Here is a 13420-nt window from a genome sequence, read left to right as displayed (position 1 = left end):
ATTTGTATGAGAAAAATATTTTCTGTTTTTATCGTTTTAAGTGTGTTGTTTTTTGCCGGAGCGGAGAGTTGGGCTAGCCCAACTCTGGACCGTATAAGGGAAAGGGGAGTGCTAATAGGAGCGACCACCGACTTTGACACCGCTCCCTTCATAATATCCGACGGTGACGAGGCAAAAGGGTTTGACGTCGACCTAATTCACGCTATAGCGAAAAAGCTAGGCGTGGATGCCAAGGTTATACGTATCCCCTGGGATGGAGGAATCACAAACGCCTGGACCGACGGTTACGACTGGAGTCTTTTCGATATTGCGGCATCGACGATAACCATTACCGATGCCAGAGGGCAGAAATGTCTGTTCTCCGAGCCCTATTTTGTAACCGGTCAGGTCCTGCTCACCAGGGGCTCTGCCGATGGGTTGAAGACTCATTCCGATGCCAAAGGGACGACGTTAGGCATACTCCAAGGAAGTACCGCCGGTGCCGGTGCCGAATCTATAGGGGCGATCCCGCTTCCTTTCGAAAAATACGACCAGATATTAGAGGCCGTTTTAGCTGGGATAATAGGTGGAGCAGTTATGGATGGACCAGTCGCAGAGGATTACGCAAGGCAGAACCCCTCTCTTAAGGTAGTTGACGGCTTTCTCACAAAAGAGGAGTTCGGTGTCGCTATGCCCTCAGGGGACGATGAAATGGCGGATCTGGTCAACCAGGTTATATCGGAAAGGGCCGAATCGCTAAAGGCCAAGTGGTTTTAGCCCCTTTGCCGTCCTCTTCGTTGACTTCTGACCCAGAAAGAGATAAAATGCAAAGGCTGTCGACATACCGCATGAGACGGGTTTTTCAAAGCCAAGCTACCTGATCTCGGCGAGAGGAGGAAAAATAATGTACGCTATAATTGAAACTGGTGGTAAGCAGTACCGTGTGCAGCCTGGAGATGAGCTTAAGATAGAGAAGCTCGGGATTGAAGAGAACGAGACCGTGACCTTTGACAGGGTTCTGATGGTAGGTTCTGATGAGGGCGTTAAAGTCGGTGCCCCTCTGGTGGACGGTGCTTCCGTCGTGGCCAAGTTGCTCTCCAACGACAAGGGCAAGAAGATAATCGTCTTTAAGTACAAGAACAAGACAAATTATCGCAGATTTAGAGGGCATAGACAGCCCTTTTCCCTCGTTCGCATAGAGTCGATAAACGGCTAATGACCGAGGTGGTGGTGTATCGGGGAGATGACGGATCTATATTGTCCATGAAGATCGAGGGACACTCGGATTACGCTCCCTCCGGTCAGGACATAGTCTGTTCGTCCGTTACCACCCTAGTGCAGGTGCTGCATGTGGGCCTTGTCGATGTCCTCGGCATGGACGTTCTTTCCTCTGTTGACGAGAAAAGAGCCCTGGTTTCCATTCGGTGGGAAAAGGTCACCTCCGAATCCCAGGCCATATCGGCCGCCGTCTATAAGAGCTTTAAAGCTCTAGCTAAGACCTATCCAAGAAACGTAAAACTGGTGGAGGTGCAAGAAAATGCTGTTTAAGTCGTTCGATCTCCAGTTCTTTGCCCATAAAAAGGGGCAGGGAAGTAGCTCTAACGGAAGAGATTCTCGTGGTCAGAGGCTCGGCCTCAAGCTGAGCGATGGCCAGGTAGCGAAAGCTGGCAGTATCATAGTTCGTCAGAGGGGAACGTCCTATCATCCCGGCCTTAACGTAGGTCTGGGCAAAGACTATACCCTTTTTGCCCTTAAGCACGGCGTGGTCCGTTTTAAGAGCAAGGGAACTAGGAAATACGTCTTTATCGAAGAAGTACCCTCGGCTGTTTAAATATCTTTGAAGCAGCCGCCTGTGGCGGTATCCGTTGAGTGGGGTTCTTTGTTCGATCCAGCGTCAAGCGGGCCGAGGTCTTCCTGGGCCCGCTTTTTTGTTCCCCTTTTTGGAGGGTTTTTTAGATGAAGTTTGTTGATAAGGTTTCAATTAACGTTTCCGCTGGCAACGGCGGTAACGGCTGTATGAGCTTTCGCAGGGAGAAATTCGTTCCCAAGGGAGGTCCCGATGGAGGCAACGGTGGAAAAGGTGGCAGTATATTCCTTGAGGCGACCACCGATCTTCACACCTTGGCTGACTTTGAATACTCTAAGCACATTTCCTCGGAAAACGGTGGTCATGGCTTAGGTTCTAAGTGTTTTGGCGCTAATGCGGACGATATAACCATAAAAGTTCCCTGTGGAACCATGGTGTTTGACAAAGAGACAGGAGAGCCTCTAGCTGACCTGGTCGAACCTGGCGATCGTTGTCTCGTCGCCAGAGGAGGAAAGGGAGGAAAGGGCAACGCCCATTTCGCCAGTTCCAGGAGACGGGCCCCTCGTTTTTCGGAAAAAGGGGAACAGGGAGAGCAACGAATAATAACCATGGAACTAAAGCTGATAGCTGACGTGGCTTTGGTCGGAGTTCCAAACGCCGGAAAGTCAAGTTTGCTGGCCGCTATTTCCAACGCTACTCCTAAAATAGCCGACTATCCTTTTACGACCCTCTCTCCGAACCTTGGGGTAATGAGACTTGACCAAGAGAGGATCGTCGTCGCAGATGTCCCTGGGCTAATAGAGGGAGCTCACGAGAACAAAGGATTAGGTCATTACTTTCTGAGACACATAGAGAGAACAAGGGTTATCGTCCACGTGCTTGACCTCAGCTCTGGCTCTATAGACTCTGTTTTAAATCAGTGGAGGACGGTCCTGGATGAGTTTAGGGCCTACAACGCCGATCTTTTGGATCGACCCTACGTGGTAGTAGGCAATAAGATAGACCTAGAACCCTCTAACTCGGTTGTAGGTGCCTTTGAGGATTTCTTTAAGTCCGAAGGTATTGACTGCCTTATCACTAGCGCTGTTTCCGGCGAGGGAGTCGATAGTTTTATGGGGACATTGATAGATATTTGCAGAAAGTACCCCAGACCCACAGGTGTTACCAGGCTCTTTGCTACGATATCCGAAGAGGATGAACAAGGTCAGAAGCGAAGGGGCAGAAAACAGAAGGCCCAGATAATAAGGTTACAGGAGCCTGGTTGCTTCAGGGTAATTCACACTAGGATAGAGGAAGCTGTGGAGAGATACGATTTTAACCAAGAGGAAGCCGTAGTCCGGTTTATGCGTATCATGAGGGAGTACAGAATCGAGGAATTGCTGGAGGCCAGTGGAGCGGAGGAAGGCGATACGGTGTATATAGGCGATGTTGTCTTCGAATTCCAGCCAGAAAAGGCATACTGATAAAACGGACAAAAGCACTCGGAAAATAGGTGTGATGGGAGGGACCTTTGATCCAATCCATCACGGCCACCTGGTCGCTGCGGAGGAGGCTCTTTTCGCCCTTGGGTTAGAGAGGGTGATCTTTATTCCTACAGGAGATTCTTTTCACAAAGCCCAACATAAGGTATCCTCCCCGGAGGATAGGTACATGATGACCAGTCTGGCTACACTGGAGAACGATAGATTTCGGGTGTCTAGAATAGAGATAGACCGACATGAGCCCAGCTACACCGTGGATACTTTGAGGGAAATGCGCCATTGGTTCCCCACCGGGGAGGTCTCTTTTTACTTCATAACAGGAGTAGATGCGGTATCGACGATGATGAGCTGGCATGAGCACGATAGTCTGCCTGGTCTATGCTCTATCGTGGCTGTGACCAGGCCAGGCTACGGAAAAGAGGGATTTGAGTTTCTCAAATCCTTCCCCGATTCCTTTAGAAAGTCCGTTGTTCCGTTAACTATCCCTTCTCTTTCCATCTCCAGCACCGAAATTCGCAAGAGGGTTAAAGAGGGAAAAAACATCAGATACCTGGTACCTCCTTTAGTGGAGCAATACATAAGAAAAAAAGGATTATATCGGGAAGCTCGACTTGAAAAAACATCAAAGAGGTGAGCCCGATGGTAAAAAAAACGAAAATAGTTTTCCTTATCCTGGTTGCCGTCGTATCGGTTGCCGCAGGAGGAGCTTGGAGGATAAAATCTCTAGTAGCCCCTGACGCTGGAGATATAAAGCAGACCATCCAATTCGACGAAAAAACGGGCAATATAAATATTCTCCTTGTCGGATTGGACGATGTCGAAAGCGTCAACCGATCGGACACTTTGGCTTTTGTGACGTTGGATATCGATAACAAGACCGTAAAAGCTATGTCCATACCCAGAGACACCAGAACTACCATAAGGGGGAAGGGGACTCAGAAGATCAACCACGCTTTCGCCTACGGTGGGGTGGATCTTCTGAAAGAGACGGTGGTGAATCTGATCGGTATGCCGATTCATTACTACATGGTCATCAACTATAATAATTTCCCTAAGATAGTGGATATGTTAGGTGGCGTGGATATAGACGTTCCTAAAAACCTAAAATATCAAGACAGAGCTGGCGGACTATACATAGATATAAAAAAAGGTTGGCGTCATCTGGACGGAAAAACGGCTCTTGAGTTCGTCCGTTTTCGTCACGATGCCCTTGGGGATATAGGCAGGATACAGAGACAACAGCAGTTCCTCAAGGCGTTGCTGAAAAAAGTCTACGATCCTTCTAACATGAATAGAATGACCGAGCTCACCAGGGAACTGCTATCGGTGATCCAAAGTGATATTCCCGTCTCTCAGGGATTGCAGTTGGCAAGCTATTTAAAGGATATATCGCCGGAGAACGTGTTTTTTATGACTATGCCTGGTAAACCAGCGGTTATCGGAGGAGGAAGCTATTGGTCACCCGATCTGGTCGCGACCTCGACTATATTGACCTCCTCCGAAAACCACGGTTTATCCTCCACTGCCTCGGAGGACCATGCGGACAGCGGGAACAGCGATAACTTTGAATTTTTTTTGAATTCCATCACCAAGCCTATCGCTATTCTCAATGGAGCAGGGGTTGCAGGTTTAGGGAGACAGGCCTCCTCTAGAATGGAGAGGCTTGGTATCGAGGTAGCCTACACGGGAAACGCCAAGCACTTCGACTATCATTACAGTACCATAACCTATAATACTGTCGATGGTAACAGAGAAATGGCTCTTGCTTTGGCGGGAATGTGTCGTATACCAGAAAACCTGGTAAAAGAGGATCGATCCTTGAGTTACGCTCTAGTCTTAACTCTGGGAAAGGATTACGATAAGGTTATAAATTCACTTAAGAATTAATAGAAGGAGTGAAAACATGGAGTACAGCAACGTCGCTCAATCGGTAGCTGAGGCAATTTCCTCAAAAAGAGGTCAAGATGTGGTGATGGTCGACGTTCAGGAAGCGTCGACCATAGCTTCAGAGTTCGTTGTCGCAACCGCCAACTCGGATGTACATATGGGAACGTTATGCAACGAAGCGGAGGATGCGCTGGACAAGCTTGGGGTCAAATACTCCAGAGAGGGACAAAACAGCTCTATGTGGAGACTTATCGACGCCGGGGATGTGCTGATCCACATCTTCAGTTCAAAAGGGCGGGAGTTTTACAACTTAGACCGTATCTGGGGAGATAGACCTGTTAAAAGGTTTGAGAATATAGATTGATATATAAAAAGCAGAGTTCGCTCTGCTTTTTATATATCAATCTTATGTCCTATAATGTATCTTATGTTGCAAAAGCTGTTTTCCTAGGATCAAAAAAGGCTGGATTTATCTACCTGTAGCTACATCCAGTTTTACGAGCAATCTCGGTGAGGTCATTTTTGTTAGGGTCTCTTACAGGTTCAAGGAGAGGTAGACGTTATCCATCTCGTCCTGGGTGATGCCTATGTATCGCAAGGTCACCCCAGGGGATGAATGATTTAGCAGCTTCTGTATCATCGAAAGATCGTAACCGCTCTGGTAGGCGTGATAAGCGAAGGTCTTTCTCAGGGTATGGGTGCCTATTCTCTCCTCTATCCCCACCACCTTTGCGACGTCGTTCAGTATCCTGTAGGCCTGAATCCTGCTGATAGGCCTAGATCCCTTTTCGACGCCTCTTTTTCGGGAGGGGAAAAGAGGCGTCGATCTTTGCTCTGGGTCACTGCAGTCGTATTTCCTGGATTTGAGGTACTCCCTTATGGCTTTCTTTGCGGTATCCCCTAGAGGAAAGCTTTTGGTCTTTCCTGTTTTGGCTTCCTTTAAGGTTATTCTGTCGGAGATAGAGGGCGTTTTTTTGCCTTTTATAGCTACGTCTCCAACGGTTAACGTCAGGAGGTCGGATATCCTGAGTCCAGAGTTTATCCCCAAGGTGAATAAAACGTAGTCCCTCATATTGCTGGCTTTCAGCAGTTTTTTCATGGCGTCTATTTTTGCCTTGTCCCTTATAGGCTGCACAAACTCCACTATAGCCCCTCCTTTTTTGGCTTCGTTTAAAGTAACACAACGTGGTATATAAACGTATTATGTTACTTTCTTGACGAGAATAACCTCTTATCCTTATACAGTCAACCCCTTGGTATCAGAGGATTTACCCCCAAAGCTCCAATGTAACACAATGCAAGTGAGATACTTTCGTTTGAGCCGCATGGGTGGCGGTTTTTCGACCTCTCAAAACGGCCTGTAAGGCCCCTTCTTTTTTGAAGAGGACCTACGATACCTCCGTTTTTACACGTAAAAAAGGTGGCCGTTTTCCGAGACGTGAAGCTCGGAAAACGGCCACCTAAAAGGCTATTTGGCGGAAGCGTGTGAGAATCGAACTCACCGGAGACGGCCTATACCGCCCCCCTCGCGGGTTTGAAGCCCGGGGCGCCCACCAGGACACATTCGCTTCCGCAAGAAACATGGCGTATTGTACCTCATTTAGCCGATATTGAAAACCCCTGTGGCCTAAAACCCTCTGCTCTTCCGTATAGCATCGTAAGCCAGTTGTATCTCCTGAAACTTGCTTGACGCCAGTTTTACAAAATCTTCGTCTAAGCTCATACCCACGAACCTATCGGGGTGGTACTTGGCTATCTGCTCTCTGTATCTCTTTTTTATCTCATCGTTCGAGCTGGAGCTAGGACACCCTAAAATCTCGTAGGGGTCGCCCTCTCTAGAGGTGAAGCTGCTAGTCCTTTGCTGCCCACCGCCTTGCTGACCAGATCCAGCCTGACCTCTATAGTGCTGATAGCGATATACGGCCATAAAGTTTCGCAGGATCTTTCCCACCAGATAGAAAAAAAACAGAGGCAAAAGGGCCCTGAGTATCCTCAGGATAAAGGCCATACCCTAATCGACCCTCCCCAGAATAAGCGGAGGACGGACCGCCTCTACGTCCACCGTCCAGCTACGATCGAGGTATTCTCTGGCGTAATCCACGGAGGAAGGATCGTCGGAATAGCATTTCATTATCACGTCCCCGGTTTTGACCTTGTCCCCGATTTTCACCGTAATCTCCAGCGCGGCCCCTGGATCGATGGACTCCTCTTTATCGCTTCTTCCTCCTCCAAGCCGACGGATCCCCTCACCTATAAATCTGGTATTTACGGAGGATATAAATCCGTCCCCTTGGGCCTTTAGCTCGTAGACCAGAGGGCTAGGCTGTAGATATTTTGAGGGATAATCGACTAAGTCCGCCGGTCCGCCCTGTCTGACCACTAACTCCGCCAGTTTTTTAAGCCCTCTTCCCTCCACCAGGGCCGATCTTGCCATCTCCACACCTGCTTCCGGGCTGGTAACCATACCTCCGTTGAGGAGCATCTCCCCCGCTAGAGCTAAACACAGCTCTGTGGTATCCTCTGGGCCCGAATTTTTAAGGACCTCCACCGACTCAAGAACCTCCATAGAGTTCCCTATCCATTTACCTAGAGGCTCGTCCATAGAGGTTAAAAGAGCGGAGCTAGGGTGTCCCATCTTGTTGGAGAGGTTCACCAGAGATTCAGCTAGTTTTTTCGCGTCCTCCAGATCGCTCATAAAGGCACCGGAACCGTACTTGACGTCAAAAACAAAGCTATCCGCCCCTCCGGCTATTTTCTTGCTGACTATGCTGGAGCATATAAGGGGCAGAGAGGGAACCGTAGCGGTGACATCCCTTAGCTCGTAAAAAAAGGCCTCCGCAGGTGCGAGGTCCGGGGAGTGGCCTGCGACGGCACATCCTATCTCCTCCACCTGAGATTTAAATTCCTCCAGGGTCATATCGACCTTAAAGCCTGGGATAGATTCAAGCTTATCCACGGTACCGCCGGTAAAGCCGAGGCCCCTTCCGCTGAGTTTAGCCACCGATAAGCCACAGGCGGCCACCAGAGGAACCAATATAAGGGTTGCCTTATCGCCGACCCCTCCGGTACTGTGTTTATCCACCGTCTTTACCCCTCGCCCGAAGGAAACCACCTCTCCAGAGTTCGCAAGGGCATCGGTAAAGGCCAGTAGCTCATCTTCCGCCATGCCGTTGAGGTATACCGCCATGAGCCACGCCGCTACGTGGTAATCCCTGACGGAGCCCTCCATTATGGAACGGACAAAAACCTTGAGATCCTCCGCTCCGTTGTTTCCCCCATCCCTTTTGGTCTCGATAAACCTTAGGATATCGAACATGAGGGCTACCTATATCTGTTCGATCACTCCGGCCACCAAGGTGGTCAGATCGTCGGCGGCCTTTGCCATCTCGTCTAAAACCTCCTGTTCCGATAGAGGGTTCGACGTCATACCGGCGGCGTAGTTAGCCACACAGGAGACGGCTAAAACCTTCATCCCTCCGTGGTGAGCGATCAACACCTCCGGGACCGTCGACATTCCGACTACGTCGGCACCGAGAACTCTGGCCATACGGATCTCCGCAGGGGTCTCGTAGGACGGTCCGGTGAAGGCGACGTAAACCCCTCTTCTAGTGGTGAGGTTGTGGGATCTAGCGACATCCTCAGCTAAATCCAGCAGGTCCCTGTTGTAAGCGTAGGTCATATCGGGAAACCTCTCGCCGAGCTCCGGTATGTTAGGACCGATAAGGGGGTTTTTGCCCATCATGTTTATGTGATCGTGGATCAAAACCATATCCCCGGGCATCAGGCCGTAGCCGATTCCTCCGCTGGCGTTGGAGGCGATAAAGTGCCCTATCCCCCACCTTGCGAACACCCTGACGGGAAATACCACCTGGTCCATAGAATATCCTTCGTAAACGTGTAGCCTGCCCTGCATGGCCACCACCGATTTGCCACCGAACTTACCGGCGACCAGCCGTCCAGCGTGACCGGGGGCGGTGGAAAGAGGCCAGTGAGGAATCTCCTCGTAGGGTATTATCACCTTATCCTCTATGTACTCCGCCAGACCGCCCAATCCTGAACCGAGAACTACCGCTACGTCGGGAACTCCACCTATTTTGCTCTTTATGACCTCCAGGGCCTCGTCTATCTTTTTTATCACTCTAAAATCCTCCTTCTACGTGTATTTTGCTCTGGGATGGCTTGAGTCGTAAACATCCCTAAGTTCCAGATCGAAGTGAAGGTATTTCTCCGTCGTATCTATAGAGCTATGTCCTAAAAACTCCTGGAGGGTTCGGAGATCCATCCCCCTCCTCAAAAGGTGACTGGCTACGGTATGACGTATGACGTGAGGATGGAGTCTGGCGGAGGAGATACCGGCCAGCTTTCCTCTGCTCTTTATAATCCTCCATAGGGATTCCCTCCTGAGAGGGCCTCCTCTTATGGACAGAAAGACCCGGTCCGTCTCGGCCCTATCCTTCAGAGGTCTGCCATGGGAGAGGTATTTATCCATCCATCTCCTGGCGCTGCCCACTAAAGGGACCATCCGTTCCTTTCCGCCCTTTCCCAGGACGAAAAGGGCTCCTGGATCATGCCTTATGTCCTTTAGGGAAAGTCCGCACAGCTCCGAAGCCCTCAGTCCACACCCGTAGAGTACCTCGATAATAGCCCTGTCTCTTAGACCCATATAGAAATCAGGATCGTCGTCACAGCTTTTAAAGAGCCTATCCATCTCCCCTTCCGTCAGTATCTGAGGTAGTTTTTTAGGTCTGGACGGAAGCCCAGGGAGGGTAAAATCGTCGGGGATATGCCCCTCTATAACAAGAAAACGTACCCAGGTCCTTACGGAAGAACACTTTCTCTGGACGGAGGAATCGGCCAACCCCTCCCGCCTCAGCTTCATGACGTACAGGTCGTAAAGTCCCTCCGACGGTCGGAAAAGATCGTCCTCTTTCTTTTCGCAGAAAACCTTCCACTGCAATATATCTCTCCGATAGGCTGTGACGGTGTTATCGCTGTATCCTCTCTCCAGGGACAGATAATCGATAAAAGAAGCTAAAATATCGCTAAAGGATCTCATTAGGTCACCCTGTCCTAAAAAATTGAGGGAGGCACAGGCCCCCCTCAATGATATGCTATTTTTCCCTTTAGTGCCATACGGTAAAGAGCGACTATAGTTTTGCCGTCTTTGATAACCCCGTCGTCGATCATGGACCAAACCTGGCTTAGAGGGACCTTTTCAACCTGTATAAACTCGTCGTCGTCCGCCGGTAACCTGGAGGGCGAGAGTCCTTCAGCCCAGAAGAGAACTATCTCCTCGTCGGAAAAACCTGGAGAGGTGTATATCCTTCCTATCTCCTCGAGATTCTCCGCCTTCATGGCGATTTCCTCCTGGATCTCTCTGGCAGCGGTCTGTAGTGGAGTCTCACCGCTCTCGACTATCCCTGCGGGAATCTCCAGGATAAAATCGCCGACCGCATGACGAAACTGCCTGACAAGGTAGATATCGTTCCCTTCGACCGCCACGATGGCTACCGCAGGAGAGTGGCGTACCGCCTCCCGGGATGTAACTCTGCCCCCCGGCAGCTCCACCTGATCGACGTGAAGATCCAGGACCTTTCCGCGATACAGAACCTCGGTGCTTAAGGTCCTCTCCCCGAAATCCATAGGCTTTAGACTAAATGCTCCTGGGCGATTGATATACCTTTATCGAAAGCGTCCAGGTTCATGGGCAAAAACTGAGGTTTCTTCGCGCCCAGCTTCTCCTTTATGGTATCGAGACAGTCCGATTCGGACACTATCCCAGTAGCCTTGACTATGGCCCCTAACATCACTATATTGGCCACTTTCTCGCTGCCGAGCTCGTGGGCTATCATCTTAGCGGGAACTGGGATAACGGTGATATCCTCTCTTGGGGTCTCATACTTTACCAGATCGCTATCGTACAGGAGAAAGCCACCGGGCTTCACCCTTGGCTCAAATTTATCCAGCGATGGCTGATTCATGACCACCACCACGTCGGCCTGGCCGACAACCGGAGATCCTATCTCCTGGCTGCTTACCACGCAGGAGCAGTTGGCCGTACCGCCTCTCATCTCAGGGCCATAGGCGGGAATCCAGGTAACGTATCGTCCCTGATGGATGCCTGAGTAGGCTATCAGCTGACCGAGCATCATTATTCCCTGTCCTCCAAAACCTGCGGCCAGGAGATCCATGTAGAATTGATTGGACATATCTCCAGTCCTCCTTACTCGAAGTCCTTGAAGACGCCTAGAGGGAAACAGGGCATCATCTTCTCTATCTGCCAATCGAAAGCCTCCACCGGGTTCATTCCCCAGTTTGTGGGACAGGTAGAGAGAACCTCTATAAAGCAGAATCCCCTGCCCTCCTTCTGATAACGGAAGGCCTTCTGAAAGGCTTTCTTGGCCTGCATTATGTACTTAGGCTTAGCTACAGACACCCTCTCTATGTAGGCGGGGGTCTCTAAGGTCGCCAGCATCTCGCACATCCTTATGGGAAAGCCCGAAAGCTCCGGGTCCCTTCCCTGAGGACAGGTTGTGGCTCTCTGACCTATCAGGGTTGTGGGAGCCATCTGTCCTCCGGTCATGCCGTAGATGGCGTTGTTTATGAAGAAGGTTGTGAACTTTTCCCCTCTGTTTGCGGCGTGAACTATCTCCGCCATACCGATGGAGGCCAGGTCTCCGTCTCCCTGATATGTGAAGACAAACTTATCGGGCAGGACCCTTTTTATTCCTGTGGCGGTAGCAGGAGCCCTGCCGTGGGCTGCCTCAACGTAATCGATATCGATGTAGTCGTACATCATAGCGGCACATCCTACAGGAGACATACTGACCGTCTCGTTTTGGATGCCCATCTCGTCTATAACCTCACAGATCATCCTGTGGGCGATACCGTGCCCACAGCCCGGACAGTAATGGGTGTGAACGTCCCTCTTCAGGCTTTCAGGACGAGAATATACCTTTGTCTCAGCCATAACGATATCCCCCTATCCCAGAATTTTTCTGCACTGCTCTTCGATCTCTTCGACCGAGGGAGCTACTCCACCGCAGCGACCGTAGAAACTGACGGGAAAACGACAGCCGGTGGCCACCTTTACGTCGTCCACCATCTGGCCCTTGTTCATCTCTATATCCAGAACGTGGCTGACCTTTTCGGTGAGCTTCTCAAAGGGCTCGTAAGGGAAGGGGAAGAGGGTTATAGGCCTTATCATGCCCACTTTGTATCCCTCTTCTCTCAGATGGGAGATCGCCGACTTAGCTATTCTGGCGGTGGTGCCGTAGGCAGCTATGACCAGCTCCGCATCGTCTAGCTGGAATTCCTCCCACTTTGTGTCCTCTTTTTTCATTCTGTCGTACTTTGCCTGGAGCTTATCGTTATGGGCCTCCAAAAGCTCGGGGGTCAGGTTCATGCTCTTTATCAGGCTCCTGCTTTCCCTGGTGCCTTTGTTGCCCAGTCCCCAGCTTTTCCAGTCTCCTCTGTCGGTTTCGTGAGGTGTTATCTCCACCGGCTCCATCATCTGTCCCATAAAGCCGTCGGCCAGTATCATCACAGGATTACGGTATTTGAAAGCGTAGTCCCAGGCCGACTGCACTACTTCCACAGCCTCCTGTAAGGTGCTTGGGGCGAACACCATAAGGTTGTAGTCGCCGTTTCCGCCGCCTTTGGTGGCCTGAAGGTAGTCCGCCTGAGAGGGCAGAATCCCACCGAGACCGGGACCGCCCCTCATTACGTTGACCAGTACGGCAGGAAGTTCCGATCCCGCCAGGTAGCTAAGTCCCTCGGACATAAGGGATATTCCCGGGCTTGAGGAGGTGGTCATAACCATGTGACCGGTGGCAGCTGCACCTAGGATCATGTTTACCGACGCGACCTCACTCTCTCCCTGAATGTAAACCCCACCGTACTTAGGGAGATGGGCGGACATGTACTCCGGTATCTCGTTTTGAGGAGTTATAGGATAACCGAAGAAGTATCTGCATCCAGCCTGAATAGCAGCCTCGGCTATAGCCTCAGTTCCTTTCATTAACACCTTCGCCATATGTTCTCCTCCTCTCTAGTCGGTGGTCTTATAGACCTCTATGACCGCGTCAGGACAGGAAATAGCGCACATCCCGCACCCTATACAGCCATCCTTATACTGCTCCACCGGCCTGTGCCCTTTTGCGTTAAGATGATCGGAAATACGAAGAACCTTAACGGGACACGCAACGACACAGACTCCACAGCTTTTGCAGTACTCCTCGGCGATTTCGATTCGCCCTTTTGCCAT

Annotated in this window: 18 protein-coding genes and 1 tRNA gene; 8 read left to right on the top strand and 11 right to left on the bottom strand. The window is 50.6% G+C overall.

The window, feature by feature from the left end; all coding sequences use genetic code 11:
• Positions 1–6 precede the first annotated feature (6 nt).
• The 8 genes from B9Y55_RS00265 (at position 7) to rsfS (ending at position 5518) form a co-directional block, all read left to right on the top strand.
• A complete protein-coding gene (locus tag B9Y55_RS00265; RefSeq protein WP_085543355.1) occupies positions 7–756 on the top strand; it encodes a substrate-binding periplasmic protein in 750 nt (249 codons plus the stop codon).
• A 127-nt stretch (positions 757–883) separates the two neighbouring features.
• Complete coding sequence (gene rplU / locus B9Y55_RS00260; protein WP_085543354.1) at positions 884–1195, top strand: 50S ribosomal protein L21; 312 nt, start codon at positions 884–886, stop codon at positions 1193–1195.
• Positions 1195–1527, top strand: coding sequence for a ribosomal-processing cysteine protease Prp (locus B9Y55_RS00255; RefSeq protein ID WP_085543353.1), 333 nt, complete (start codon positions 1195–1197; stop codon positions 1525–1527). Before rplU ends, B9Y55_RS00255 begins: the two co-directional genes overlap by 1 nt.
• On the top strand, positions 1517–1810 hold the full coding sequence (rpmA, locus tag B9Y55_RS00250; RefSeq protein ID WP_085543352.1) for a 50S ribosomal protein L27: 294 nt from the start codon (positions 1517–1519) through the stop codon (positions 1808–1810). Before B9Y55_RS00255 ends, rpmA begins: the two co-directional genes overlap by 11 nt.
• Before the next feature lie 125 nt (positions 1811–1935).
• The gene (gene obgE / locus B9Y55_RS00245) at positions 1936–3249 is read left to right on the top strand and encodes a GTPase ObgE (RefSeq protein WP_085543351.1); all 1314 of its coding nucleotides are present in this window, start codon (positions 1936–1938) and stop codon (positions 3247–3249) included.
• The gene (nadD, locus tag B9Y55_RS00240; RefSeq protein WP_085543350.1) at positions 3212–3901 is read left to right on the top strand and encodes a nicotinate-nucleotide adenylyltransferase; all 690 of its coding nucleotides are present in this window, start codon (positions 3212–3214) and stop codon (positions 3899–3901) included. Before obgE ends, nadD begins: the two co-directional genes overlap by 38 nt.
• Before the next feature lie 5 nt (positions 3902–3906).
• Positions 3907–5154 carry an LCP family protein gene (locus B9Y55_RS00235; RefSeq protein WP_085543349.1) on the top strand — a complete coding sequence of 416 codons (1248 nt, stop codon included), beginning with the start codon at positions 3907–3909 and terminating at the stop codon, positions 5152–5154.
• Positions 5155–5170: 16 nt separating this feature from the next.
• Positions 5171–5518 (top strand): ribosome silencing factor, encoded by a 348-nt coding sequence (gene rsfS, locus B9Y55_RS00230; RefSeq protein ID WP_085543348.1) that lies wholly within the window; start codon positions 5171–5173, stop codon positions 5516–5518.
• 171 nt (positions 5519–5689) lie between these two features.
• On the opposite strand, the gene B9Y55_RS00225 is transcribed toward rsfS, so the two are convergent.
• The 11 genes from B9Y55_RS00225 to B9Y55_RS00180 form a co-directional block, all read right to left on the bottom strand.
• On the bottom strand, positions 5690–6298 hold the full coding sequence (locus B9Y55_RS00225) for a site-specific integrase (protein WP_200806592.1): 609 nt from the start codon (positions 6296–6298) through the stop codon (positions 5690–5692).
• Positions 6299–6627: 329 nt separating this feature from the next.
• Positions 6628–6726 (bottom strand) — tRNA-Sec (locus tag B9Y55_RS13145).
• 55 nt (positions 6727–6781) lie between these two features.
• Positions 6782–7162, bottom strand: a complete 381-nt coding sequence (locus tag B9Y55_RS00220) for a J domain-containing protein (protein ID WP_085543347.1) — start codon at positions 7160–7162, stop codon at positions 6782–6784.
• A 3-nt stretch (positions 7163–7165) separates the two neighbouring features.
• The gene (locus B9Y55_RS00215) at positions 7166–8470 is read right to left on the bottom strand and encodes a thymidine phosphorylase (RefSeq protein ID WP_085543346.1); all 1305 of its coding nucleotides are present in this window, start codon (positions 8468–8470) and stop codon (positions 7166–7168) included.
• 9 nt (positions 8471–8479) lie between these two features.
• Entirely contained in the window at positions 8480–9292 is an 813-nt protein-coding gene (locus B9Y55_RS00210) for a purine-nucleoside phosphorylase (protein ID WP_085543345.1), read from the bottom strand.
• 15 nt (positions 9293–9307) lie between these two features.
• Positions 9308–10210 (bottom strand): tyrosine-type recombinase/integrase, encoded by a 903-nt coding sequence (locus B9Y55_RS00205; protein ID WP_085543617.1) that lies wholly within the window; start codon positions 10208–10210, stop codon positions 9308–9310.
• A gap of 44 nt (positions 10211–10254) precedes the next feature.
• Positions 10255–10797: an NUDIX hydrolase gene (locus tag B9Y55_RS00200; RefSeq protein WP_085543344.1), complete on the bottom strand. Its 543-nt coding sequence runs from the start codon at positions 10795–10797 to the stop codon at positions 10255–10257.
• Positions 10798–10802: 5 nt separating this feature from the next.
• Positions 10803–11363, bottom strand: a complete 561-nt coding sequence (locus tag B9Y55_RS00195; RefSeq protein WP_085543343.1) for a 2-oxoacid:acceptor oxidoreductase family protein — start codon at positions 11361–11363, stop codon at positions 10803–10805.
• 14 nt (positions 11364–11377) lie between these two features.
• On the bottom strand, positions 11378–12124 hold the full coding sequence (locus B9Y55_RS00190; protein WP_085543342.1) for a thiamine pyrophosphate-dependent enzyme: 747 nt from the start codon (positions 12122–12124) through the stop codon (positions 11378–11380).
• 12 nt (positions 12125–12136) lie between these two features.
• On the bottom strand, positions 12137–13189 hold the full coding sequence (gene vorB / locus B9Y55_RS00185) for a 3-methyl-2-oxobutanoate dehydrogenase subunit VorB (protein WP_085543341.1): 1053 nt from the start codon (positions 13187–13189) through the stop codon (positions 12137–12139).
• Between the two features lie 15 nt (positions 13190–13204).
• Positions 13205–13420 carry a 4Fe-4S dicluster domain-containing protein gene (locus B9Y55_RS00180; RefSeq protein ID WP_085543340.1) on the bottom strand — a complete coding sequence of 72 codons (216 nt, stop codon included), beginning with the start codon at positions 13418–13420 and terminating at the stop codon, positions 13205–13207.

This window comes from Dethiosulfovibrio salsuginis (assembly GCF_900177735.1).
GTDB classification, from domain to species: Bacteria; Synergistota; Synergistia; order Synergistales; family Dethiosulfovibrionaceae; genus Dethiosulfovibrio; species Dethiosulfovibrio salsuginis.
This window is presented reverse-complemented; position numbering and strand designations above follow the sequence as displayed.